We start from the raw sequence: 25,102 nt of genomic DNA on the forward strand, positions 1-25,102 counted from the left end.
GTGGGGCTGCAGGACCGTTGGCGCCATGGATGGGTTTACGGCGTGTCCTGCAGCCCCACACCGCCCCGGCATCCCACAGGAAACCAGCTTTTGACGTTGGCGTTGAGGTTGCCGGCCAGCGGCCGGCACTACCGCCGGTGCCGGGTGCAACCCGGCCGACGCCCCCAACCCGTACAATATCCGGATGCCTCTGATTACTCTGCAGAACGTCGACTTCAGCGTCGGCGGCCCGTTGTTGCTGGAAAAGGCCGAACTGTCGATCGAGCCGGGCGAACGCATCGCCTTGATCGGCCGCAACGGCGCCGGCAAATCCACCCTGCTCAAGCTGCTGTCCGGCGATCACAAGCCCGATGACGGGGAAGTCCGCGTGCAGCAGGGCGTGCGCGTCACCCGCCTGGAGCAGGAAGTGCCGCATGGCGCCGCCGGCTCGGTGTTCGACGTCGTCGCCGATGGCCTCGGTGAACTGGGCCAGTGGCTGGCCGAATTCCATCACCTGAGCCACGCCGAAGTATTTGATGGCGAAGCACTGGGCAACGTGCAGGCCAAGATCGACGCCGCCAACGGCTGGGGCCTGGATCAGCGCGTCAGCGAAACCCTGACCAAGCTCGACCTGGACGGCGAAGCCGAGTTCGGCCGCCTGTCCGGCGGCATGAAGCGCCGCGTGCTGCTCGCCCGTGCGCTGGTGTCCAGCCCCGACGTGCTGCTGCTGGACGAACCGACCAACCACCTCGATATCGAAGCCATCGACTGGCTCGAAGCGTTCCTGAAGGGTTGGAGCGGCAGCGTGGTGTTCGTTACCCATGACCGCCGCTTCCTGCGTGCACTGGCCACCCGCATCGTCGAGATCGACCGTGGCCAGGTCACCAGCTGGCCGGGCGACTGGGCCAACTACGAGCGTCGCCGAGAGGAGCGCCTCAACGCGCAGGCGCAGGAAAACGCGCGCTTCGACAAGCTGCTGGCGCAGGAAGAAGTCTGGATCCGCCAAGGCATCAAGGCGCGCCGCACCCGCGATGAGGGCCGCGTGCGCCGCCTGAAGGCGATGCGCGTGGAGCGTTCGCAGCGCCGTGATCTCAGCGGCAACGTCAAGATGGAAGCCGCACAGGGCATCAGCTCTGGCAAGAAGGTCATCGACGTCAAGGATATTTCGTTCGCCTTCGGTGAGCGCACCATGGTCCGCGACTTCACCACCACCATCATGCGCGGCGACCGCATCGGCCTGATCGGCCCCAACGGCAGCGGCAAGACGACGCTGCTGAAGCTGCTGCTGGGCGAGCTGCAGCCGGCCAAGGGCGAAGTCAACGCCGGCACCAACCTGCAGATCGCCTATTTCGACCAGTACCGCGCGGTGCTGCGCGAAGACTGGAGCGCGATCGAGAACGTGGCCGAAGGCCGCGATTTCCTCGAGTTCAACGGCAAGCGCAAGCACGTGCATGCCTACCTGCAGGACTTCATGTTCACCCCGGAACGCGCGCGTGCGCCGATTACCCGCCTGTCCGGTGGAGAGCGCAACCGCCTGCTGCTGGCCAAGCTGTTCGCGCAGCCGTCCAACCTGCTGGTGATGGACGAACCGACCAACGACCTTGACGTGGAAACCCTGGAGCTGCTGGAAGAGCTGCTGGGCGAGTACACCGGCACCCTGCTGCTGGTCAGCCATGACCGTGACTTCATCGACAACGTGGTGACCTCCACGCTGGTGATGGAAGGCGACGGCGTGATCGGCGAGTACGTCGGTGGCTACAGCGACTGGCAGCGTTATGCGGCCAGCATCGCGGCGCCTGCCTCGGTCCCCGCAGCCAAGCCGCCGGCCGCCGCCCCGGCCGCTGCCCCCCCGGCTGCCCCCAAGCGCAAGCTGGCCTACAAGGAAGCACGCGAGCTGGAGCAGCTGCCGAAGACCATCGAGAAGCTGGAAGGCGACGTCGAAGGGTTGACCTCGGCGATGAACGACCCGGCGTTCTATACCCGCAGCAGTGCGGAAGTGACCGCGCACACCCAGCTGCTGGCCAAGGTGCAGGCCGAGCTGGATGCCGCGTACGCGCGCTGGGAAGAGCTGGAAGGCTGAGTATCGGTCGGCGCCAAGTGCGCCGATTGATCGGATGAAGAATCAGTAGATCCACGCCATGCGTGGATATGCGGATCTGTGCGGACCAACGGTCCGCACCCACCAATCAACGGTCCGTGCGGACCAGGGTCCGCCCCACCGGGGGGCGGCGGTCATTTGACCCCGTGCAGATCCCGCAACTGGCTCGGCCGGCTACCGAAATACGCGGCCAGATCGGCGATGTCCTGATCGCTCAGGTCCTTCGCCTGCGGCGTCATCAGCGCATGCTGGCGGTCGCCGGCGCGATAGGCCTGCAGCGCATGCGCCAGATAGTCGCCGTACTGCCCGCCCAGCTTCGGATAGGTCGGATCGATCGGCGCATTGCCATCGGCCCCGTGGCAGTCGATGCAACTCTGGTTGGTGGCCTTGCCTTTCACCTTGGCGCGGGCTTCACCGGCGGCCTCGCGGCCTGCCGGCAGGCCGGCGGAGGACGAAGAGCCGTGTTCGCCGCTGGCATGGCCCGGGTCGGCGGCGGATTTCTCGCTGTTTTCCACCTGCGACTGCGAACAGGCCGCCAGCAGCAGGGCAACGGACAGGGCGATGGCGTGACGCATCGGATGCGCGGCTTTCGACATGGGCGGGCCTTACTTGACGGTGGACAGGTAAACAGAGAGATCGGCGATCTCCTGTTCGCTGAAACTCATCGACTGCGCCTGCATCGTCGGATGCCGGCGCTTGCCCTGGCGGTACTCGGTCAGGGCCTGGGCCAGGTACTGCTGGGTCTGGCCGCCGATCTTCGGCACCCGGTAGCTGGGGTAGGCGTTCTTGTAGCCGGTGATGCCGTGGCACCCCTGGCAGGTGTAGGCCAGGACACGGCCATTGTCGAAGTTGCCGGTGGGCGTGGCAGGCGCCGGCGCGGCGGCAGGCGCCGGGGTGGGTGTGGCAGGAGCGGGAGCGGGCTGTGCGGCGGCCCCAAGGGGCAGGAGGACGGCCAGAGCGAGACAAGCGGCGAGCGGCTGCGGGCGCATGGTGTCGTTTCCGGGGATTCGGGTCTGGTCGTTCCGGCGTGGGGTACGGAACGACCCGAGTATAGCCTCAGGTTTCATCTAGCTGAAATGGGGGCGGGCCGACCAGCGGCGTGAAGACACCATGACCTTTGGGATATGGTGTTGCCGTGAAGTGGTGCATTACTTTGCTACCACACCTGTCCACGCATCCTCCAGGGACCTGACGATGTCGCACCCAACCTTCCTGTCCGGCCGTCGCAGCGGAATCTGCGCTGCCGCACTGCTGATCTCCACCTCCCTGCTGCTGGGCGGTTGCGCCGCAGGGCCCAATTCCGAAGCCAAGGCTGCCGAGACCAAGGAGGAGAAGAAGGTCGACGCAGTCCCGGTCGAAGTGGCGGTGGCCAGCCATCGTGCGGTCGCAGCCAGCTACACCGGCACCGCGGCGCTGGAGCCACGTGCAGAGTCGCAGGTGGTCGCCAAAACCTCCGGCGTGGCCTTGGCGGTGCTGGTCGAGGAAGGGCAGCGGGTCACCGCCGGCCAGCCGCTGGTGCGGCTGGACCCGGACCGCGCGCGCCTGGCCGTGGCGCAGAGCGAAGCGCAGATGCGAAAGCTGGAAAACAACTACCAGCGCGCACAGAAGCTGGTCGGCCAGCAGATGGTCAGCGCTGCCGATGTCGACCAGCTGCGCTACGACCTGGAGAACGTCCGTGCGCAGTACCGCCTGGCCACGCTGGAGCTGTCCTACACCACGGTCGTGGCACCGATCTCGGGTGTGATCGCCTCGCGCTCGATCAAGACCGGCAACTTCGTGCAGATCAATACACCGATCTTCCGCATCGTCGACAACTCGCGGCTGGAGGCCACGCTCAACGTACCCGAACGTGAGCTGGCCACCCTGCGTGCCGGCCAGCCGGTGACGCTGGCGGCCGACGCACTGCCGGGCCAGAGCTTCACCGGCACCGTTGACCGCATCGCGCCGGTGGTGGACTCGGGCAGCGGCACGTTTCGCGTGGTCAGTGCCTTCGATGGCGCCGCCCACGCGCTGCAGCCCGGCATGTTCGGCCGCATCCGCATCGATTACGACCAGCGTGCCGATGCGCTGGTGGTGCCGCGCCTGGCGTTGCTCGATGACGGTGAACCTGCGGTGTTCCGCGTGCGCGAAGGCAAGGTCGCACGCATTCCGGTCAAGCTGGGTTACGCCGAGGGCCCGTGGGTGGAGATCCGTGATGGCCTGGCGGCCGGTGATCAGGTGGTCACCGCCGGCAAGGTCGCCCTGCGCGACGGCACCACGGTGCAGGTGATCGCCGATCCGAAGGCGAAGGCGGTCGCGGCGGCCGCCAAGTCCGCAGACAAGGCCGGGAGCAAGCAATGACTGCCCCGGGCCACGACCACGGTGCCTCGCCGGCGAGCGACGGCGCCGCCGCCGGCATGCGCGGCGGCCTGGTGGAATTCGCCACGCGTCGCCGTGTGACCATCGCCATGTGCACGGTCACGCTGCTGCTGTTCGGCCTGATCGCGCTCGGCAACCTCAAGGTCAACCTGCTGCCCGACCTGAGCTACCCGACGCTGACCGTGCGCACCGAATACACCGGTGCGGCGCCGACCGAAATCGAAACCCTGATCACCCAGCCGGTTGAAGAAGCGGTGGGCGTGGTCAAGAACCTGCGCAAGCTGAAGTCGGTCTCGCGCACCGGCCAGAGCGATGTGGTGCTGGAGTTCGCCTGGGGCACCAACATGGACCAGGCCAGCCTGGAGGTGCGTGACAAGATGGAAGCGCTGAACCTGCCGCTGGAGGCCAAGGCTCCGGTGCTGCTGCGCTTCAATCCGTCCACCGAGCCAATCATGCGCTTGGTGCTGTCGAACAAGACGGCGCCGACCAGCGATGCCGATGCGGTCCGCGAGCTGACCGGCCTGCGCCGCTATGCCGATGAAGACCTGAAGAAGAAGCTGGAGCCGGTCACCGGCGTGGCAGCAGTGAAGGTGGGCGGTGGCCTGGAAGACGAGATCCAGGTCGACATCGACCAGCAGAAGCTGGCGCAGCTGAACCTGCCGATTGACACCGTCATCAAGCGTCTCAAGGACGAGAACATCAACATCTCCGGCGGCCGCCTGGAGGAGGGCTCCCAGCGCTTCCTGGTGCGTACCGTCAACCAGTTCGCCGACCTCGAGGAAATCCGCAACCTGCTGGTGACCACCCAGGCCGCCAATGGCAGCGCAGCCGACTCGGCGTTGCAGCAGATGTTCAACATCGCCGCGTCGACTGGTTCGGCTGCAGCCATCGCCGCCGCGTCGGCGGCACAGAGCGCATCGTCCGGTGGTGGCTCCAGCGTGGTCGCCAATGGCGTGCCGGTACGCCTGAAGGACGTGGCCACGGTGCGGCAGGGCTACAAGGAGCGTGAAGCGATCATCCGCCTGGGCGGCAAGGAATCGGTCGAGCTGGCCATCTACAAGGAAGGCGACGCCAACACCGTGTCCACCGCCGAAGCGCTGCGCAAGCGCCTGGAGCAGATCAAGGGCACGTTCCCGTCCGATGTCGAGCTGACTACCATCGAGGACCAGTCGCGCTTCATCGAGCACGCCATTGCCGACGTCAAGAAGGATGCAGTGATCGGCGGCCTGCTGGCGATCCTGATCATCTTCCTGTTCCTGCGCGATGGCTGGAGCACGTTCGTGATCAGCTTGTCGCTGCCGGTCTCGATCATCGCCACGTTCTTCTTCATGGGCCAGCTCGGCCTGAGCTTGAACGTGATGTCGCTGGGAGGCCTGGCATTGGCCACCGGCCTGGTGGTGGATGACTCGATCGTGGTGCTGGAGAGCATCGCCAAGGCCCGCGAGCGTGGCCTGGGCATCCTGCAGGCGGCCATTGCCGGCACCCGCGAAGTGAGCATGGCGGTGGTTGCCTCAACCCTGACCACCATCGCCGTGTTCCTGCCGCTGGTGTTCGTCGACGGGATTGCCGGACAGCTGTTCCGCGACCAGGCGCTGACCGTGGCGATCGCCATCGCGATCTCGCTGCTGGTGTCGATGACCCTGATCCCGATGCTGAGCTCGCTGAAGGGGCGGCCACCGCTGGCGTTCCCGGAAGAGGCGCCGAACGAAGCGTGGCAGCCGCAGAAGCGCTGGCAGAAGCCGGTCGCGCTGGGCCGCCGTGGCGTGGTTGCCAGCGTGCGCTGGAGCTTCTATGCGCTGGCCTGGCTTGTCGTGCGCGTGTGGCGTGGCGTGGTGGCAGTGGTCGGCCCGGTGATGCGCAAGGCCAGCGACCTGGCGATGAAGCCCTATGCAGGCGCCGAGCGAGGCTACCTGCGCCTGCTGCCGAGTGCGCTGGCGCATCCCGGCAAGGTGCTGGGCGTGGCAGCCATCATCTTCGTGGCGACCATGGCGCTGGTACCGATGCTTGGCGCCGACCTGATCCCGCAGCTGGCGCAGGACCGGTTCGAAATGACGGTGAAGCTGCCGGCCGGCACGCCGCTGAAGCAGACCGATGCGCTGGTGCGCGAGCTGCAGCTAGCGCACGGCAAGGGGGAGGGCGTGGCCTCGCTGTATGGCGTCAGTGGCAGCGGCACCCGGCTGGATGCCAGTCCGACCGAAAGCGGCGAGAACATCGGCAAGCTGACTGTGGTGATGGAAGGCGGTGGCAACGCGCGCACTGAAGCGGCAATCACCGAACGCCTGCGCGGCACCATGAGCCAGCACCCGGGCGCCCAGGTCGACTTCGCGCGGCCGGCGTTGTTCAGCTTCTCCACGCCGTTGGAAATCGAACTGCGCGGGCAGGACATGGCGACCCTGGAAGTGGCCGGCCAGCGCTTGGCGGCGATGCTGCGCGGCAATGCGCACTACGCCGACGTGAAGTCGACGGTGGAAGAGGGCTTCCCGGAAATCCAGATCCGCTTCGACCAGGAGCGCGCGGGTGCGCTGGGCCTGACCACCCGCCAGATCGCCGACGTGGTGGTGAAGAAGGTGCGCGGCGACGTCGCCACCCGCTACAGCTTCCGTGATCGCAAGATCGACGTGCTGGTGCGTGCCCAGGAAGGTGACCGCGCCAGCGTCGAGAGCATCCGCCGGCTGATCGTCAATCCGGGCAGCACCCGCCCGGTCACCCTGGACGCGGTGGCCGACGTGGTCGCCACCACCGGCCCCAGCGAGATCCATCGTGCCGACCAGACCCGGGTGGCGGTGGTATCGGCCAACCTGCGCGACATCGACCTCGGCGCAGCCATGCGCGAAGTGCAGCAGATGGTGGCCGAGCAGCCGCTGGGTGCGGGCGTTGGCCTGCACATCGGTGGCCAGGGCGAGGAGCTGGCGCAGGCGGCGAAGTCGCTGATCTTCGCCTTTGGTTTGGCGATCTTCCTGGTCTACCTGGTGATGGCCTCGCAGTTCGAGTCGCTGCTGCACCCGTTCGTGATCCTGTTCACCATCCCGCTGGCGCTGGTCGGCGCGATCCTGGCGCTGATGCTGACCGGCAAGCCCATCTCGGTGGTGGTGTTCATCGGCTTGATCCTGCTGGTCGGCCTGGTCACCAAGAACGCGATCATCCTGATCGACAAGGTCAACCAGCTGCGCGAAGCCGGCGTGGCCAAGCATGAGGCGCTGGTGGAAGGTGCGCGTTCGCGCCTGCGCCCGATCATCATGACCACGCTGTGCACGCTGTTTGGCTTCCTGCCGCTGGCGGTGGCCATGGGCGAGGGCGCCGAAGTGCGTGCACCGATGGCGATCACCGTGATCGGTGGCCTGCTGGTGTCGACGCTGCTGACGCTGCTGGTGATCCCGGTGGTGTACGACCTGATGGATCGTCGCGGCGACGCCTATTACCGTGAGCGCGGCCGCAAGCATGCCGGTGAAGGCCTGCATGGCGACGAGGGCGGCACGGCAGGTGTGGAGGAGCCGGCATGAGCGTTGCCGAGTTCTCCATCCGCCGCCCGGTCACCACCATCATGTGCTTCGTGTCGCTGGTGGTGATCGGCCTGATCGCTTCGTTCCGGCTGCCGTTGGAGGCGCTGCCGGACATCTCCGCGCCGTTCCTGTTCGTGCAGATCCCATACACCGGTTCGACGCCCGAGGAAGTGGAGCGGACCATCATCCGCCCGGTCGAGGAGTCGCTGGCGACGATGACCGGCATCAAGCGCATGCGCTCATCGGCTACCTCCGAGGCGGCGCTGATCTACATCGAGTTCAGCGACTGGGACCGCGACATCGCCATTGCCGCGTCCGACGCGCGCGAGCGTATCGATGCGATCCGCAGCGACCTGCCCGACGACCTGCAGCGCTACAACGTGTTCAAGTGGTCCAGCAGTGACCAGCCGGTACTGAAGGTGCGGCTGGCCAGCACCACCGACCTGACCACTGCCTATGACATGCTCGACCGTGAGTTCAAGCGGCGCATCGAGCGTATTCCCGGTGTGGCCCGCGTCGACATCACCGGTGCACCGCCGAACGAGGTGGAGATCGCCATCGATCCGAACCGGCTCAACGCGCATGGGTTGAGCATCAACGAGCTGAGCGAGCGCCTGCGCACGCTGAACTTCTCGATCTCGGCCGGGCAGATCGACGACAACGGCCAGCGCGTGCGCGTGCAGCCAGTGGGCGAGATCACCGACCTTCAGGAGATGCGCGACCTGGTGATCAACGCCAAGGGCCTGCGCCTGGGCGATATCGCCGACGTGCGCCTGAAGCCTGCACGGATGAACTACGGGCGCCGCCTGGACGGCAACCCGGCGGTGGGCCTGGACATCTTCAAGGAGCGCAGTGCCAACCTGGTGGACGTCTCGCGTGCGGCGCTGGCCGAAGTCGAGGCGATCCGCGCGCAGCCGTCGATGCGCGACGTGCAGATCAAGGTGATCGACAACCAAGGAAAGGCGGTGACCTCGTCGCTGCTGGAGCTGGCCGAAGCCGGTGCGGTCGGCCTGATCCTGTCGGTGACGGTGCTGTTCTTCTTCCTGCGCCATTGGCCGTCGACGCTGATGGTGACCCTGGCCATTCCGATCTGCTTCACCATCACCCTGGGCTTCATGTACTTCGTCGGGGTGACGCTGAACATCCTGACCATGATGGGCCTGCTGCTGGCCGTGGGCATGCTGGTCGACAACGCCGTGGTGGTGGTGGAGAGCATCTACCAGGAGCGCGAGCGCATGCCGGGGCAGCCACGGCTGGCCTCGATCATCGGCACCCGCAACGTGGCCATCGCGCTCAGCGCCGGTACGCTGTGCCACTGCATCGTGTTCGTGCCGAACCTGTTCGGCGAGACCAACAACATCAGCATCTTCATGGCGCAGATCGCGATCACCATCTCGGTTTCGCTGCTGGCCTCGTGGCTGGTCGCGGTCAGCCTGATTCCGATGCTGTCCGCACGCATGGCCACACCCAAGCTGGTGCACTCGCAGACCGGCCTGATCGCGCGCCTGCAGCGCCGCTATGCACAGCTGCTGGACTGGTCGCTGCACCACCGCGGCTGGAGCCTGCTCGGCATCCTGCTGGTGGTACTGGTCAGCCTGGTGCCGATGAAGCTGACCAAGGTCGACATGTTCGGGGGCGAGGGCGGCAAGGACATCTTCATCGGCTACATGTGGAAGGGCGCCTACACCTACCGGCAGATGTCCGAGGAAGTGGCGCGCGTGGAGAGCTGGATCGACCAGAACCGCGAGCGCCTGCACGTGAAGCAGGTGTACTCCTGGTACAGCGAGCAGGAAGGCAGCTCCACGGTGGTCACCCTGGACGAGAAGTACGCCAAGGACATCAAGGCGCTGCAGGAAGAGTTGCGCAAGGGCCTGCCGAAGTCCGCCCGCACCGACTATTTCGTCGGCAACCAGGGCGGCGATGGCGGGGGTGGCGGCAACCAGGGCGTGCAGGTGCAGCTGGTGGGCGATTCCAGCTCGATGCTGCAGGAGATCGGCCAGGAAGTGGTGCCGTTGCTGGCGCAGCGTGCCGAACTGCGGGACGTGCGCATCGACAACGGCGAGAAGGGCGGCGAGCTGAAGGTACGCGTCGACCGTGAGCGTGCCGCAGCGTTCGGTTTCAACGCCGAACAGGTGGCCAGCTTCGTCGGCCTGGCGCTGCGCGGCGCACCGATGCGCGAGTTCCGTCGCGGTGACAATGAAGTGCCGGTGTGGGTGCGCTTTGCCGGCGCCGAGCAGAGCAGCCCGGAAGACCTGGCCGGTTTCAGCGTGCGTACCGGCGATGGCCGCAGCGTGCCGCTGCTGAGCCTGGTCACCGTGGACGTTGGTTCGTCGGCCACCCAGATCGGCCGTACCAATCGTCAGACGACATTGACCATCAAGGCCAACCTGGCCGGGAAGGTCACCGCACCGGACGGGCGCAAGGCGATAGAGGCCGTGCTCAAGCCGATGAACTTCCCGGCCGGCTACGGCTTCACCTTCGATGGCGGCGACTACGGCAACGATGATGAAGCCATGCAGCAGATGGTGTTCAACCTGCTGATCGCGCTGGTGATGATCTACGTGGTGATGGCGGCGGTTTTCGAGTCGCTGCTGTTCCCGGCGGCAATCATGAGTGGCGTGCTGTTCTCGATCTTCGGCGTGTTCTGGCTGTTCTGGATCACCGGCACCTCGTTCGGAATCATGTCCTTCATCGGCATCCTGGTGCTGATGGGCGTGGTGGTGAACAACGGCATCGTGATGATCGAGCACATCAACAACCTGCGGCGCAGCGGCATGGGCCGTACCCAGGCGCTGGTGGAAGGCTCACGCGAACGCCTGCGCCCGATCATGATGACCATGGGCACGGCGATCCTGGCGATGGTGCCGATCTCGCTGACCGACACGCAGATGTTCGGCAATGGCCCGGAGTACTCGCCGATGGCGCGCGCGATTGCCGGCGGCCTGGCGTTCTCGACCGTGGTCAGCCTGCTGTTCCTGCCGACGATCTACGCGGTGCTCGATGACCTGCGCAATGCCGTGACGCGGCTGATCCGTCGCGCGCGTGGAGTGGAGATGGTAGAGCCGGGCGCTGCCCGGCTGTAATGCACGTCAACGTGTTGTGGTGTGGGGGAGGCCGGTCGTAGTGGGGCGGCCTCCCCCTTTTTTCGGCTTGGGTCAGGCCTTGCGCAGGAACCAGGTCCGGCGCGTGTACTCGTGACCGAAATCCACCTGCCCGAACCGTGCAATCTCACGCTGGCCACGCCGGTAGTACCGCCACGGTGCTTTGGACAGCGGAGGAGTTTGCCCGTAGAAAACATCCATGTGGCCCACCGGCATCGACCTCGGCGTTACGTGCATGACCACGCTGCGACGCGTTCCGGCAGAGGGATGTGGCGCGCCGCCGTGGAACAGCTGCGGGTGCCAGACGATCACATCGCCAGGCTGCACGTGCACCGACTGCGGCTTCAGGCCAGCGTCTTCGCATTGACGCGCCACCGCATCCTGATAGGCGGTCCAGCCTTCCGGCGACATGGCGCTGATCGGGCCGTCGCCGAACACAGTGCGTCGCAGCGCCTGCACGTCAATCGGCGGCAACAGGTGGCTGCCCGGAACCACGCGAAGGGGGCCATTGCTTTCATCAACCGCATCCAGTGCGGTCCACACTCCCATGTAGCGCTCGCCCGGAGAGGTGCAGAACACTGGCGTATCGCGATGCAAAGACTGTTCCGATCCGCGCTCGTAGTAGAGGCTGGTGTAGAGCGTGGTCGGTTCGCCGAGGAACCGGTCGCAGACGTCGATGGCCGGGTTGTCAGTGAGCAGGCGGGTCATCGCATCCACAGCCAGGTGCAGGTTGACGACCCGATACATGCGCTTGTGTTCGTCCAGGTTGCGCGACACCGCCTTTGGATTGCGCTGCTTGAAGCGCGCGATGCGCGCGTTGATGTCCTGGACCAGCGCGGGTGCGATGGCCTGGCGCACCACCACGAAACCATCGCGCATCAGCGCATCGTATGCATCCATTGGAGTGTTCCTTCCTAAAACGCTGAGTATAGGCACGAGCGCTGGGACGTCATCCCGCCACCTTTCCCCACACCTTGAACGTGGTCAGCCACAGGCCAAGCATGCTGCCGATGTTGGTCAGCATGAAGGTCAGCACCACGCGGGTAACGCGATTGCGGTACCAGCCCTTCAGGCTCTGCGCATCGTCGCGCAGCTTCAGGAAGTCCTCGTAGGCTGGCTTGCGCACACGCGCTTCCACCAGTGCCGAGAAGGCGCCGGTCGGGATGCTCAGGCGGAACGGCTTGAACGGGGCTACCGCGATCGCGGTGAGGATGCTCAGCGGGTGACCACCGGCCAGCAGGCAGCCCAGGCCGGCCAGGCCGCCGGTATACATCGCCCAGGTTGCCAGCAGCTCGGTGCCTACGCCCAGGCCGCCGCGATAGAAGCCTACGCCGATGCCGGTCGCCACGATCGCCAGGATGCCCAGCGTGAACCACGGGATGTTGCGCTTCTTCGGCACCGCCTCCAGCTCGGCGCGCAGCGGCGCCGGTGCTTCGGTGTCGGTTTCCAGGTGGCGTGCCAGACCCGCCAGGTGGCCGGCTCCGACCACTGCCAGCACTTCGCGCTGGCGCGGGTCGTGTTCTTCGCGCAGGCGGGTGGCCATGTAGCGGTCGCGCTCGCCGATGATGGTTTCGTACAGCGCCGGGCTCTCGCTTGCGAACTCACCGAAGCTCGATTCCAGCATGTCGCCCTGCTTGAGCTTCTCGATCTCGTTCTCGCCCACTTCCTCGGACGAGAACAGGCCGGCGCCGAGGCCGGCAACCAGCTTCAGCTTGCCGAAGAAGCCCAGCCGTTGCGACGCGCGGCGGAAGGTCAGCCCAACCTCGCGGTCGATCAGGTGCACCGGCAGGTTGCGTTCGCGGGCGAGTTCCACCGCACGTTTCAGCTCGGCGCCGGGCTCGATGTCGAGTTGCTCGGCCAGGCGGCGCTGATAGGCGGACAGAGCGAGGTTGGCGGCGAACAGGGCGACGCGGCCCTTGCGGATCACCTCGACCAGGTCGAGCTTGGCGAGCGTGTCGGGGTCGCTCAGCGCCTGCAGGCGCTGCGGGTCCAGCTCGACGGCAACGGCATCGAAGCGGCCGCTGTCGATGGCTTTTTCAACCGCCTCGACGCTGGCGCGGGAGACGTGGGCGGTGCCCAGCAGGGTGTAGCGCACGCCGTCGCGTTCGACGACGCGCACCGGCTGGCCGGCGAACAGGTCGTCGCCGGTCTCGGGAAGGGTTTCGGTCATGGGTTCATTCATTGGAGGGTGCGGTGTCGGCGCCATCGCCGAGCGCGCGCTGCATCTGTACGGTGTCCAGCCAGCGGCCATGCTTGCGGCCGAGGCCACGGAACACGCCCACCAGCTCGAAGCCGAAGCGTTCGTGCAGCTTGATCGAGGCGGTGTTGGTCGGTTCGCCGATCACCGCCACCATCTGCCGGTAGCCACGTGCCACGCAGGCGTCGATCAAGGCCTGCAGCAGGCCGGTGCCGACACCCTTGCCCTGGAACGCGGCATCGACGTAGACCGAGTTCTCCACGGTCCACTGGTAGGCAATGCGGGTGCGATAGGTGTTGGCATAGGCATAGCCAGCCACCTGGCCGTCGATCTCGGCGACCAGGTAGGGGAAGCCACGATCAATGATGTCGCGCATGCGGCGCAGCATCTCGGTCGCGTCCGGGATATCGTACTCGTAGGTGTTGACGAAATCGGTCACTTCCACCGCGTAGATTGCGGTGATCGCGTCGATGTCGGCCGGGCCGGCATCACGGATGAGGACGGCCATGCGCGGGCTCCGGCTCAGTCGATGTAGCGCTTGAGCAGGTCGCCGTATGCATCGATGCGGCGATCACGCAGGAACGGCCAGATGCGGCGCACATGCTCGCTGCGCTGCAGGTCGACGTCGCACAGCAGCACGGTGGCCTCGGTGCCGGCCTCGGCCAGGAACTCGCCCTGCGGGCCGAGCACGTGGCTGTTGCCCCAGAACTGGATGCCCGACGCGCCCAGCGGCGACGCCTCGTGGCCGACGCGGTTGCAGCTCAGCACCGGCAGGCCGTTGGCCACGGCGTGGCCACGGTGGCTCAGCACCCAGGCGTCGCGCTGGCGGGTCTTCTCGTCCTGCACGTCGTCCGGGTCCCAGCCGATCGCGGTCGGGTACAGCAGCAGCTCGGCGCCGGCCAGCGCCATCAGGCGTGCCGCTTCCGGGTACCACTGGTCCCAGCACACCAGCACGCCCAGGCGGCCCACCGAAGTATCGATCGGCTTGAAGCCGATGTCGCCCGGGGTGAAGTAGAACTTCTCGTAGAAGCCCGGGTCGTCCGGGATGTGCATCTTGCGGTACTTGCCGAGCAGGCTGCCGTCCTTTTCAAACACCACGGCGGTGTTGTGGTACAGGCCGGCAGCGCGGCGCTCGAACAGCGAGCCGACCAGCACCACGCCATGCTTCTTCGCCAGTGCGCCCAGGCGCTCGGTGCTTGGGCCCGGAATGGATTCGGCCAGGTCGAATTCGTCCACCGATTCGTGCTGGCAGAAATACGGGCCGTTGTGCAGTTCCTGCAGCAGCACCAGCTTGGCACCCTGCGCAGCCGCCTCGGCCACGCGTGCTTCGATCACCGCCAGGTTGGCGGCGGCATCACCGTGGTTGCGCTCCTGGATCAGGGCGACGGTAAGGGGGCTGCGCGAGTTCATGCGGGGCGTTCCTGCGGGGGAAAACCTGCATGTTAGCGCGGATGGGCGGCGGCGGCGTGTTGTGCGCTGAATGGGTGATGGTCGTGCCGGCCGCTGGCCGGCATCCCCATCAATCCGTCAGGCATTGCCTGGTTGCCGGCCAGCGGCCGGCACTCCCTTTTCTCAGACCTTCAACAACCCGGCCGGCAGCTGCATGGTGATGCAGTGCAGGCTGCCGTTCTGCCAGATCAGCGAGCGGCAAGGCACCTGCACGATCTCGCGACCCGGATGCGCCTGGGCCAGCACATCACGGGCCAGGTCGTCGGCCGGGTCGCCATAGGCCGGCATCAGCACCGCGCCGTTGACGATCAGGTAGTTGGCGTACGACGCAGCAAGACGGCGGCCTTCGTCGATCACCGGCCGCGCCCACGGCAGCGGGAACAGGCGATACGGCTGGCCGTCCTTGGTGCGCAGCGCGGCCAGCTCATTGCCCATCGCCTGCAGCTCGGCGTAGTGCGAATCGCTCTCGTCGTCGCAGGCCTGGTAGACGATGCTGTCGGCGGAGGCGAAGCGGGCGAGGGTGTCGATGTGGGCGTCGGTGTCGTCGCCTTCCAGGTAGCCGTGGTCCAGCCACAGCACGCGGTCCTGCTGCAGCCAGTCGGCCAGGTCGGCGCTCAGGCTGGCGCGGTCGCGGTCCGGGTGGCGTTCGTGCAGGCACTTCCAGGTGGTCAGCAGGGTGCCTTCGCCGTCGGTCTCGATGCCACCGCCTTCCAACGCGAACGGAATGCTGCGCACCGGGGCGTCGTTGAACACGCCAGCCTGGTCGAGCACGCCCACCAGCTGGTCATCCAGGGTGGCGTCGAACTTGCCGCCCCAGCCAGTGAAGCGGAAGTCCAGCAGCTGGAAACCGCCGTCGGCGCGGCGCAGGGTGATCGGGCCGGAGTCGCGCAGCCAGGTATCGTCGTAGGCGGCCGTGGTGAAGTGGACCTTGTCCATGTCGATGCGGTTGGAGCGCAGCCGCATTTCGGCATAGGTCTCCACATCGTCGTCGGCCACGCAGATCAGCACCGGCTGGAAGCGGGTGATGGCCGCGACCAGGGCGATGTAGGTCTCTTCCACCTGGCCCAGGCGGTCGGCCCAGTCGGTGTCGGCGGTGGGCCAGGCAATCAGGACGCCGCTCTGGGCTTCCCACTCGGCAGGAAAACGAAGGGTCTGGTTCATGGTCTCGCTACACAGGCCCGCCCACGGCGGGTAAAGGGATCAACGGATCGGTGGTTTCGGGCCGATTTCGTTCGGGTCCGCCTGGTTGGCCACCACGTCGATCACCTTCTGCTTCTCGAAGTAGACGGTGAACTGCGGGTACACCCAGCGGTTGATGGTCGGCCACTGCCGCTTCTGCCCGCCACGCGGCTGCAGTTGTTCGCTGGGCGCGCCGAACTGCGCCTGCACCTGCTGCATGCTCTGGCCGCGCACGGGCAGGGCACCGGCCGGCTTCTCGCGGGCACGGTCGACAAGCAGGGTATCGGCCAGTGCCGGTGTGGCGGCGGCCAGGGTGGCCATTACGGCCAGGGCGGACAGGTAACGCTTCATCTCGATCTACTCCCCAGTGGTCAAGAAAGGCGATTACAGCAAAAACGGCAGGAAAAAGCCGCATAAACAAAAAACCGCCCGAAGGCGGTTTCTTGCATCGGGTCGGCCCCGCGTAGGGCCAGCCGCAGCCGGAAGGCTGTGAGGCTTAGCGCTGACGCGCCTTGAAACGCGGGTTCGACTTGCAGATGACGAAGATCTTGCCACGACGACGCACGACCTTGCAGTCACGGTGACGGGCCTTCGCCGACTTCAGGGAGGACAGGACTTTCATGGCATACCTCGGCGTAAACAGTAGTTGTTCGGGTGGAGCGTGGCCGCGATATGCGAAAGACAATCGGCAGTTGACGCTCGTTCAAGCCCGCCATTCTACCGGGCTTTTCCTCGTGGTTTCAAGTGGTTGCACAAAAGATCCCGCTGGGGGCGTCTGGCAGGGGCTAGAATGGCCTCTTCACACGCTCTGGGACCCCCATGAATCCACTCGCTCCCGTCCTGACCATCGACGGCCCATCCGGGGCCGGCAAGGGTACCATCAGCCGCATCATCGCGCGCAGGATGGGCTGGCATTACCTGGATTCGGGCGCGCTGTACCGGGCGGTGGGCGTGGCCGCAAGCTGGGCCGACATCGACACCTCCGACGCCTCGGCGCTGGTGCGCTGCACCTTCGACACCCACGTTCAGTTTGTCGAGCAGGGCGATGCCATGCGGGTCATGGTCAACGGCACCGATGCCACCGACGAGCTGCGCCTGGAGACCACCGGGGCGCTGGCCTCGGCCATTGCTGCCATCCCGGAGGTCCGGGCCGCCCTGAAGGAGCGCCAGCGCGCATTCAGGGAGCTGCCGGGCCTGGTCGCCGACGGCCGCGACATGGGCACGGTGATCTTTCCGGACGCCCCCTACAAGGTCTTCCTGACCGCCAGTGCCGAGGAGCGCGCAGAGCGCCGGCATAAGCAGTTGAAAGACAAGGGGGTTTCTGTTAACTTTGATGACCTCCTGCGCGAGATCATGGCCCGCGACGCCCGTGATGCTCAGCGTACCGTGGCGCCCCTGAAGCCGGCAGACGATGCTGTCCTCATCGACACCACAGGCATCGGCATCGATGATGTCGTTGCCCGAGTGATGGATCTGCTTCCGGTTCCGGCTGCCTGATCCGTTCGCGCGGGAGCACTGCCAGCAGCATCGGCAGTGGTCGCGCAAAGCAGTGCTGTACCCGCTCCGTCGCGCAATGATGCGTGGCGGTTTTCCTACTACACACGACCTGCGTTTCCGGGGTCGACCAACAGGCGGGCGGTCGCCATTCCCCTGAAGGGGACGCCACCGACCCATGTGTCCAACAGAGTAAATCTAATGACCGAATCATTTGCCGAACTGTTTGAAGCCAGCCAGGCCAACCTGGCCAAGCTGAAGCCGGGCGCCATCGTCAGCGGTACCGTTGTTGAAGTCCGCGGCGACGTCGTGGTGATCAACGCTGGCCTGAAGTCCGAAGGCATCGTGCCGATCGAACAGTTCCGTAACGACGCTGGCGAAATCGACGTCGCCGAAGGCGATATCGTCAAGGTCGCCCTCGACTCGATCGAGAACGGCTTCGGCGAAACCGTCCTGTCGCGCGAGAAGGCCAAGCGCGCGATGGTGTGGGACGAGCTGGAAGAAGCGTTGGAAAAGAACGAAACCATCACCGGCCGCATCAGCGGCAAGGTCAAGGGTGGTTTCACCGTGGACATCAAGGATGTCCGCGCCTTCCTGCCGGGTTCCCTGGTCGATGTGCGCCCGGTGCGCGATCCGGCCTACCTGGAAGGCAAGGAACTCGAGTTCAAGCTCATCAAGCTGGACCGCAAGCGTAACAACGTCGTGGTCTCGCGCCGCGCTGTCGTCGAAAGCGAGCACTCGGAAGAGCGCGAGCAGCTGATGGACAAGCTGCAGGAAGGCGCGATCCTGAAGGGTGTCGTCAAGAACCTGACCGATTACGGCGCGTTCGTGGACCTGGGCGGTATCGACGGCCTGCTGCACATCACCGACATGGCGTGGAAGCGCGTGCGTCACCCGTCGGAAGTCGTGAACGTCGGCGACGAGCTGGACGTCCGCGTGCTGAAGTTCGACCGCGAGCGCAACCGCGTTTCGCTGGGCCTGAAGCAGCTGGGCGAGGATCCGTGGGACAACATCGGCCGTCGTTACCCGGCCAACAGCCGCGTCTTCGGCAAGGTTTCCAACGTCACCGATTACGGTGCGTTCGTTGAGATCGAGCCGGGCGTCGAAGGCCTGGTGCACGTCTCCGAGATGGATTGGACCAACAAGAACGTCAACCCGTCCAAGGTTGTCCAGGTGGGTGATGAAGTCGAAGTGATGGTGCTGGACGTCGATGAAGAGCGTCGCCGCATCTCGCTGGGCATGAAGCAGGTTGCCGCCAATCCGTGGGAAACCTTCGCTGCCACCCACAAGAAGGGTGACAAGGTGTCGGGCCAGATCAAGTCGATCACCGACTTCGGCATCTTCATCGGCCTGGACGGCGGCATCGACGGCCTGGTCCACCTGTCCGACATCAGCTGGAACACCACCGGCGAAGACGTCGTTCGCAACTTCAAGAAGGGCGATACCCTGGACGCCGTCGTCCTGGCCGTCGATCCGGAGCGCGAGCGCATCTCCCTGGGCGTGAAGCAGCTGGAGCAGGATCCGTTCGGCCAGTACATGGCTGCCAATCCGAAGGGTTCCAAGGTCGAAGGCGTGGTGAAGGAAGTCGACGCCAAGGGCGCGATCATCGAGCTGGCTGACGGCATCGAAGGTTACGTCTCGGCCCGCGACATCGCCAACGAGCGCGTTGACGACGCCACCCAGCACCTGAAGGTCGGCGACAAGGTCGAAGCCAAGTTCGTGGGCATGGACCGCAAGGGCCGTACCCTGCAGCTGTCGATCAAGGCCAAGGACGACGCTGAAATGCGCGAAGTGCTGGAGGAATACCAGTCCTCTTCGGCTTCCAGCGGCACCACCCAGCTGGGCGCGCTGCTGCGTGCACAGCTGAACGGCAACAAGTCCGAGTAATCGGCCTTAGGCTGTTCGTTGTTTCCTGGACGGCCCGGGCATTGCCCGGGCCGTTTCAGGCTGAGATGCCCCTGATGTGAGCCGGTAATGACCAAATCCGAACTGATCGAAATCCTTGCGCGCCGCCAGGCGCACCTGAAGGCCGATGATGTCGATCTGGCGGTGAAGTCGTTGCTGGAAATGATGGGCGGATCGCTGTCCGCCGGGGATCGCATCGAAATCCGTGGATTTGGCAGCTTCTCGCTGCACTATCGTCCGCCGCGCCTGGGTCGCAACCCGAAGACCGGCGAATCGGTTGCCCTGCCGGGCAAGCATGTCCCCCATTTCAAGCCGGGCAAGGAACTGCGCGAGCGGGTCAGCAGTGTGCTGCCGCTGGACGCCGATCCGGCCTGAGCCTGCCGTCGCGCCACCGCGTGCGAATCCAGCCGCGAGTCGGATAAGCTACGGACTCCTGCCACTGGAGCTGTCGCATGAAGGTTTTTCGTCTGCTGGTCCTGCTGGCGGTACTCATTCTCGGGTTGATCATCGGTGCCATGAACATGGACGAGATGACCATCAACCTTGTTTTCACCCAACTGAAGACCTCGGTCGGCGTGGCAATCATTGCCGCATTGCTGATCGGTGTCATCGTCGGTGCTGGCCTGGTGCTGGTGAGCGTGGTCATTCCGCTCTACGGCCAGCTGCGTCGCGCCAACAAGTCCGCTGCCGCTTCGCCGGCACCGGTTGCTTCCCCCCAATCTTTTGATGGACGTTGATCGAAGATGGATTTCGTCACCGAGTGGTTCTGGTTCTTCCTGTTCGTACCGCTGGCCGCACTGGCCGGGTGGGTGATCGGGCGGCGTGGTGGCCAACGCCACGGTGACAGCCAGGTCAGCCGCCTGTCGAGCACCTATTTCCGTGGCCTGAACTACCTGCTCAACGAGCAGCCGGACAAGGCCATCGAGCTGTTCCTGCACATCGCCGAGCTGGACAAGGAAACCTTCGAGACCCAGGTCGCGCTGGGCCATCTGTTCCGCCGTCGTGGCGAAGTCGACCGCGCCATCCGCCTGCACCAGGGCCTGGTCAATCGCCATGACCTGAGTGACGCACAGCGCGTGCAGGCCCTGCTGGCCCTGGGCGAGGACTACATGAAGTCCGGCCTGCTGGATCGTGCCGAGACCGTGTTCACCGAGCTGGCCCAGCTGGATCAGCGCGCACCGCAGGCGCTCAAGCACCTGATCGGCATCTACCAGGCCGAGCGCGATTGGGAAAAGGCCATCGACAACGCCACCCGGTTCGAGGATGTCACCGGCGAGCCGATGGGCAAGCTGATCGGGCAGTTCGAGTGCGAACTGGCCGAGCGATTCCGTGGCGCCGGCAAGCTGGAAGAGGCGAGGGCAGCGATCGCCCGCGCCTACCAGGCCGATGCGATGTCGGTGCGCGCCGGCATCATCGAGGGCCGGTTGGAAACCGACGCAGGCAATCCTGAGGCCGCCGTGCGCGCCTTCGAGCGCGCCGCGCGCAACGATCCCGAATACCTGCCGGAACTGCTGCCGGCGTTGATGCAGAACTATCGCAAGGTGGGCGATCTGGCAGGTGCGCGCGCGTTCCTGTCGGAGATGACAGAGCATTACCGTGGCATTGCCCCGGTGCTGGCGCTGACCCGGTTGATGGAAGAGCAGGAAGGCGTGGCCCCGGCGCGTGCCTACCTCGGCCGCCAGCTGAAGGATCGCCCGTCGGTGCGTGGCGAGTCCGCGCTGATCGACCTCACCCTGGCCGAGGGCGCCGATTCCACAGCCACCCTGCATGACCTCAAGCACATCACTGACCAGTTGCTGGTGCGCAACCCGGCCTATCGCTGCACCCGCTGCGGCTTCGGGGCGCGTACCCACCACTGGCAGTGTCCGAGCTGCAAGGAGTGGGGGACGGTCAAGCCGCTGCTGAACTACGCGGTGCTCTGATCCATGCCCTGGCTTGTGATGGGCGCGCTGCTGGCGCTCGCCCTGCTGAGTGCGGTGCTGACCTGGGCGGCACGCGGCTATGCGCTGCGTCAGCAGTTGATGGACCAGCCCGGCGAACGCCGCAGCCATAGCGTCGCTACACCGCGCGGTGGCGGCATCGCCATCGTCATCAGCCTGCTGGTGACTGCAGCCGTGGCCATCTGGGCCTGGCCCGAGAGCACGCCGACAGTACTGGTGGCCAGCCTTGGGCTGGTGCTGGTGGCCGGTATCGGCTGGTGGGACGACCACAAGCCCCTGCCAGCGATGCGTCGCCTGCTGGTGCATTTCATCGCCGCGACGCTGCTGGCCGGCCTGGTGAAGGTGAATGGCGGCAGCTGGCTGTTGGCGGCGCTGGTGCTGCTGTTCACCGCCTCACTGATCAACATCTGGAATTTCATGGATGGCATCAACGGCATTGCCGCCAGCCAGGCCGTCGTGGCGATGCTGGGGCTGGCGCCGGTGCTGCCGTGGCCGTACTCGCTGGCTGCCGTGGCCCTGGGCCTGGCCTGCCTTGGATTCCTGCCGTTCAACTTCCCTCGGGCCCGGATCTTCATGGGCGATGTCGGAAGCGGCGCGTTGGGGTACGCGGTCGCAGCGGTGCTGGCGCTCGCCAGCGTGCGTACCGATATCAACTGGATCCTGCTGCTGGTCCCGGTTTCGCCGTTCCTCGTGGACGCGGGCTTCACACTGCTGGCGCGCATCATTTCAGGACAACGCTGGATGGAACCCCATACCCAGCACGTCTACCAGCGCGCGGTGCAGGCAGGAGCCAGTCACCCCCAGGTGACAGGGATGTACTTTGCTTTGGGCCTGTTCAGTATTACAGTGTTCAATGTCTGCTCCAATTTGCAGCCGAGGTGGGAGGCTGCCGTGGCGATCGCGTGGTTCACCGCGCTGAGCGTCCTCTGGCTCCTCCTGCGCAATGGAATGCGCTACCGACAAGGAAATACCTGACTTATGGCTTCACCCTGGCGGGACAGAATCCTCGGCCTGATGCCGCGTTCGGCCATTGTCTGCCACGACCTCTTCATGGTCTGGGCATGCTGGCAGTTGCTCCATGCAGGGCGTTACTCGATCCTGCCCAACGCTCCGGCGCTGCCCCTGTGGAACGTCGATACCACCCTGGTCCTGCTGCTGCAGGGCCTGGTGTTCTGGCGCGTGGGCCTGTATCGCGGGCTGTGGCGGTTCGCCAGCGTCAGCGACCTGCTGAACATCTTCAAGGCCAGCTTCATCGGCATGGTCGCCATCGTCCTGGTGCTGATGTGGAAGCGCTTCGACGGCGTGCCGATGTCGGTGCTGGTGATTTACCCGTTCGCGCTGTCGGCCCTGCTGGGCGCACCGCGCCTGCTGTACCGGGCCTGGAAGGATTACCAGGCACTGCAGTCCGATTCCAGCGCCCGCCGCGTGCTGATCCTCGGTGCCGGCCAGGCGGCGGAAACACTGGTGCGCGACCTGCGTCGTTCTGGCAACTTCGAGCCGGTCGGCCTGCTCGACGATGCACCGCACCTGCGGGGTGCCAAGCTGCAGGGCCTGCCGATCCTCGGCACCCTGGATGACGCCCCGACGGTGGTCCGCGAGACCGCTGCCAAGCTGCTGGTCATTGCCATGCCGTCACTGGACGCCGCAGGCATGCAGCGCGTTGTCGCGATCTGCGAAAGCACCGGCGTTCCGTTCCGTACCGTGCCCAAGCTCAGCGACATCCTGCAGGGCCAGTCGCTGCCGGGCCAGCTGAAGGAAGTGGCGATCGAGGATCTGCTGGGCCGCAAGCCGATCATGCCGGACTGGAACCTGATCCGCGGCTGGTTGGGTGGGCGCACTGTGATGGTCACCGGCGCCGGTGGTTCGATCGGCTCGGAGCTTTGTCGCCAGTGCGCGCGGCACGGTGCCGGTCGCATCATCCTGCTGGAGATCAGCGAGCTGCTGCTGCTGACCATCGAGGGCGAGCTGCGGCGCAGCTTCCCCGATGTCGAGATCGAGGCGGTGCTGGGCGACTGCGGTGACCCGGCGGTGATTCGCCATGCGTTGTCGCTGCACCCGGTCGATACCGCTTTCCATGCGGCCGCCTACAAGCACGTGCCGGTGCTGGAGCGCCAGCTGCGCGAAGCGGTGCGCAACAACATCCTGGCGACCGAAAACGTCGCCCGCGCGTGCCTGGAAGCCCGCGTGGAGCATTTCGTGTTCATTTCCACGGACAAGGCGGTCGACCCGGTCAATGCGCTGGGTGCGAGCAAGCGCTACGCCGAGATGATCTGCCAGAGCCTGGACCAGAAGTCCACGCACACCCGTTTCGTCACGGTGCGTTTCGGCAACGTGCTGGCGTCGGCCGGCAGCGTGGTGCCGCTGTTCCGCGAGCAGATCCTGCGCGGTGGTCCGGTCACGGTCACGGACCCGGAAGTCAGCCGTTACTTCATGACCATCCCCGAGGCCTGCCAGCTGATCCTGCAGGCGGCCGCGTCGGCGTCGCATGGTGCGATCTACACTCTGGACATGGGCGAGCCGGTGCCGATCCGCGTGCTGGCCGAACAGATGATCCGTTTGACCGGCAAGCAACCGTACAAGGACATCCAGATCATCTATACCGGCCTGCGCCCGGGCGAGAAGCTGCACGAGACGCTGTTCTATTCGGACGAAGACTACCGTTCGACCGCGCACCCGAAGATTCTCGAGGCCGGCGTGCGTACGTTCTCGCGCGACCTGGTGCTGGGCAACGTTCCGCGCCTGCGTGAGGCGATTGCCAGCTACGACACTGCCAGCATCCAGGAAATCCTGTTTGCGACGATGCCGGAATTCTCGCCAATCGAACAGGATGCTTACATTTCATCCGCTAAAGTCGTGCCCTTTCCGGCACGTGAGGCGAACAGGCACCAATGAGCAAGCGAATTCGCAAGGCAGTTTTCCCGGTGGCAGGACTGGGAACGCGTTTTTTGCCAGCAACCAAGACTGTGCCGAAGGAGATGCTGCCGATCATTGATCGGCCGCTGATCCAGTACGCCGTTGATGAAGCCATCGAAGCCGGCTGCGACACGCTGGTGTTCATCACCAACCGCTACAAGCACGCGGTTGCCGATTATTTCGACAAGGCCTACGAGCTGGAGCAGAAGCTCGAGCGCGCCGGCAAGCAGGAGCAGCTGGAGCTGATCCGGCATGTGCTGCCCAACGGCGTGCGCGCGATCTTCGTGACCCAGGCCGAGGCGCTGGGCCTGGGGCACGCAGTGCTGTGTGCCAAGGCTGTGATCGGTGACGAGCCGTTCGCGGTGCTGCTGCCCGACGATCTGATCTGGAATCGCGGTGCCGGTGCGCTGAAGCAGATGGCCGACCTCAATGAGGCCAGCGGTGCCAGCGTGATTGCGGTCGAAGACGTGCCGCACGAAAAGACCGCCAGCTACGGCATCGTCGCCACTGAGGCGTTCGATGGCCGCAAGGGCCGCATTTCGCAGATCGTCGAGAAGCCGAAGCCGGAGGACGCGCCGAGTGACCTGGCGGTGGTCGGCCGCTACGTGCTGAGCCCGAAGATCTTCGAACTGCTGGAACAGACCCAGACCGGTGCCGGCGGCGAGATCCAGCTGACCGATGCGATTGCCGAGCTGCTGAAGACCGAAGAAGTCGATGCCTATCGTTTCGAGGGCACCCGCTTCGACTGCGGTACGCACCTGGGTCTGGTGGAGGCGACGATCCGCTTCGCGCTGGACAATCCGAAGCTGGCAGGCCCGGCGCGGGAGAAGCTGGCGGCGATGCTGGCGGAATAAAGGTTCTATCAAGCGCTCCGTCAGCGCTTTGATTGATACATGGGGGAGGGGGCGGATGGCCCTCTCCAAAACACGCCAAAGCCCTTCCATGGTGCTCGATGGCGCCATCCATGGCGCCATCGAGCACCATGGAAG

Annotated in this window: 21 protein-coding genes; 12 read left to right on the forward strand and 9 right to left on the reverse strand. The window is 65.6% G+C overall.

From position 1 onward, the window contains the following. Positions 1–184: 184 nt before the first annotated feature. Positions 185–2,059 carry an ATP-binding cassette domain-containing protein gene (locus AC10QF_RS19585; RefSeq protein WP_494542720.1) on the forward strand — a complete coding sequence of 625 codons (1,875 nt, stop codon included), beginning with the start codon at positions 185–187 and terminating at the stop codon, positions 2,057–2,059. A gap of 152 nt (positions 2,060–2,211) precedes the next feature. Here the strand turns inward: AC10QF_RS19585 and AC10QF_RS19590 are convergent, their stop codons facing one another. Beyond that, complete coding sequence (locus AC10QF_RS19590) at positions 2,212–2,673, reverse strand: c-type cytochrome (RefSeq protein WP_005416218.1); 462 nt, start codon at positions 2,671–2,673, stop codon at positions 2,212–2,214. 9 nt (positions 2,674–2,682) lie between these two features. Further along, positions 2,683–3,066, reverse strand: coding sequence for a c-type cytochrome (locus AC10QF_RS19595; RefSeq protein WP_005416219.1), 384 nt, complete (start codon positions 3,064–3,066; stop codon positions 2,683–2,685). 205 nt (positions 3,067–3,271) lie between these two features. Here AC10QF_RS19595 and AC10QF_RS19600 point away from each other — a divergent pair, with 205 nt between their 5' ends. The 3 genes from AC10QF_RS19600 to AC10QF_RS19610 are packed head-to-tail and all read left to right on the forward strand — an operon-like array spanning position 3,272 to position 11,018. Next, the gene (locus AC10QF_RS19600; RefSeq protein WP_138953667.1) at positions 3,272–4,417 is read left to right on the forward strand and encodes an efflux RND transporter periplasmic adaptor subunit; all 1,146 of its coding nucleotides are present in this window, start codon (positions 3,272–3,274) and stop codon (positions 4,415–4,417) included. Next, positions 4,414–7,935, forward strand: a complete 3,522-nt coding sequence (locus AC10QF_RS19605) for an efflux RND transporter permease subunit (RefSeq protein WP_053499673.1) — start codon at positions 4,414–4,416, stop codon at positions 7,933–7,935. The genes AC10QF_RS19600 and AC10QF_RS19605 overlap by 4 nt, the downstream gene beginning before the upstream one ends. After that, positions 7,932–11,018 carry an efflux RND transporter permease subunit gene (locus AC10QF_RS19610; protein WP_065185171.1) on the forward strand — a complete coding sequence of 1,029 codons (3,087 nt, stop codon included), beginning with the start codon at positions 7,932–7,934 and terminating at the stop codon, positions 11,016–11,018. The genes AC10QF_RS19605 and AC10QF_RS19610 overlap by 4 nt, the downstream gene beginning before the upstream one ends. Positions 11,019–11,090: 72 nt before the next feature. Here the strand turns inward: AC10QF_RS19610 and AC10QF_RS19615 are convergent, their stop codons facing one another. The 7 genes from AC10QF_RS19615 to ykgO all read right to left on the reverse strand — a co-directional run bounded on the left by AC10QF_RS19615 (position 11,091) and on the right by ykgO (position 16,483). Next, positions 11,091–11,936 (reverse strand): phytanoyl-CoA dioxygenase family protein, encoded by an 846-nt coding sequence (locus AC10QF_RS19615; RefSeq protein WP_111177219.1) that lies wholly within the window; start codon positions 11,934–11,936, stop codon positions 11,091–11,093. Positions 11,937–11,985: 49 nt separating this feature from the next. Continuing rightward, positions 11,986–13,206: a TraB/GumN family protein gene (locus AC10QF_RS19620; protein ID WP_088123866.1), complete on the reverse strand. Its 1,221-nt coding sequence runs from the start codon at positions 13,204–13,206 to the stop codon at positions 11,986–11,988. A gap of 4 nt (positions 13,207–13,210) precedes the next feature. Continuing rightward, positions 13,211–13,741 (reverse strand): GNAT family N-acetyltransferase, encoded by a 531-nt coding sequence (locus AC10QF_RS19625; protein ID WP_005416225.1) that lies wholly within the window; start codon positions 13,739–13,741, stop codon positions 13,211–13,213. A gap of 14 nt (positions 13,742–13,755) precedes the next feature. Further along, positions 13,756–14,643 (reverse strand): carbon-nitrogen hydrolase, encoded by an 888-nt coding sequence (locus AC10QF_RS19630; protein ID WP_005416226.1) that lies wholly within the window; start codon positions 14,641–14,643, stop codon positions 13,756–13,758. Between the two features lie 162 nt (positions 14,644–14,805). Further along, on the reverse strand, positions 14,806–15,843 hold the full coding sequence (locus AC10QF_RS19635) for an agmatine deiminase family protein (protein WP_005416227.1): 1,038 nt from the start codon (positions 15,841–15,843) through the stop codon (positions 14,806–14,808). A 39-nt stretch (positions 15,844–15,882) separates the two neighbouring features. After that, positions 15,883–16,182, reverse strand: a complete 300-nt coding sequence (locus tag AC10QF_RS19640; RefSeq protein ID WP_227837998.1) for a hypothetical protein — start codon at positions 16,180–16,182, stop codon at positions 15,883–15,885. A 175-nt stretch (positions 16,183–16,357) separates the two neighbouring features. After that, on the reverse strand, positions 16,358–16,483 hold the full coding sequence (gene ykgO, locus AC10QF_RS19645) for a type B 50S ribosomal protein L36 (protein ID WP_005409283.1): 126 nt from the start codon (positions 16,481–16,483) through the stop codon (positions 16,358–16,360). A gap of 197 nt (positions 16,484–16,680) precedes the next feature. On the opposite strand from ykgO, the gene cmk reads away from it, so the two are divergent. The 8 genes from cmk to galU all read left to right on the forward strand — a co-directional run bounded on the left by cmk (position 16,681) and on the right by galU (position 24,967). Continuing rightward, on the forward strand, positions 16,681–17,358 hold the full coding sequence (gene cmk, locus AC10QF_RS19650; RefSeq protein WP_049411481.1) for a (d)CMP kinase: 678 nt from the start codon (positions 16,681–16,683) through the stop codon (positions 17,356–17,358). A gap of 198 nt (positions 17,359–17,556) precedes the next feature. Then, the gene (gene rpsA, locus AC10QF_RS19655) at positions 17,557–19,242 is read left to right on the forward strand and encodes a 30S ribosomal protein S1 (RefSeq protein WP_005416230.1); all 1,686 of its coding nucleotides are present in this window, start codon (positions 17,557–17,559) and stop codon (positions 19,240–19,242) included. 87 nt (positions 19,243–19,329) lie between these two features. Next, positions 19,330–19,635 (forward strand): integration host factor subunit beta, encoded by a 306-nt coding sequence (locus AC10QF_RS19660; RefSeq protein WP_005409286.1) that lies wholly within the window; start codon positions 19,330–19,332, stop codon positions 19,633–19,635. Positions 19,636–19,712: 77 nt separating this feature from the next. Continuing rightward, a complete protein-coding gene (locus AC10QF_RS19665; protein WP_061477908.1) occupies positions 19,713–19,997 on the forward strand; it encodes a LapA family protein in 285 nt (94 codons plus the stop codon). Positions 19,998–20,003: 6 nt separating this feature from the next. Beyond that, on the forward strand, positions 20,004–21,182 hold the full coding sequence (gene lapB, locus AC10QF_RS19670) for a lipopolysaccharide assembly protein LapB (RefSeq protein ID WP_005416232.1): 1,179 nt from the start codon (positions 20,004–20,006) through the stop codon (positions 21,180–21,182). Between the two features lie 3 nt (positions 21,183–21,185). After that, entirely contained in the window at positions 21,186–22,175 is a 990-nt protein-coding gene (locus AC10QF_RS19675) for an MraY family glycosyltransferase (protein ID WP_032954119.1), read from the forward strand. Positions 22,176–22,178: 3 nt separating this feature from the next. Then, complete coding sequence (locus AC10QF_RS19680; protein WP_032954120.1) at positions 22,179–24,092, forward strand: polysaccharide biosynthesis protein; 1,914 nt, start codon at positions 22,179–22,181, stop codon at positions 24,090–24,092. Beyond that, complete coding sequence (gene galU, locus AC10QF_RS19685; RefSeq protein WP_032954121.1) at positions 24,089–24,967, forward strand: UTP--glucose-1-phosphate uridylyltransferase GalU; 879 nt, start codon at positions 24,089–24,091, stop codon at positions 24,965–24,967. Before AC10QF_RS19680 ends, galU begins: the two co-directional genes overlap by 4 nt. Positions 24,968–25,102 lie beyond the last annotated feature (135 nt).

This window comes from Stenotrophomonas maltophilia complex sp. Om-AH-Sm3, from assembly GCF_059337855.1.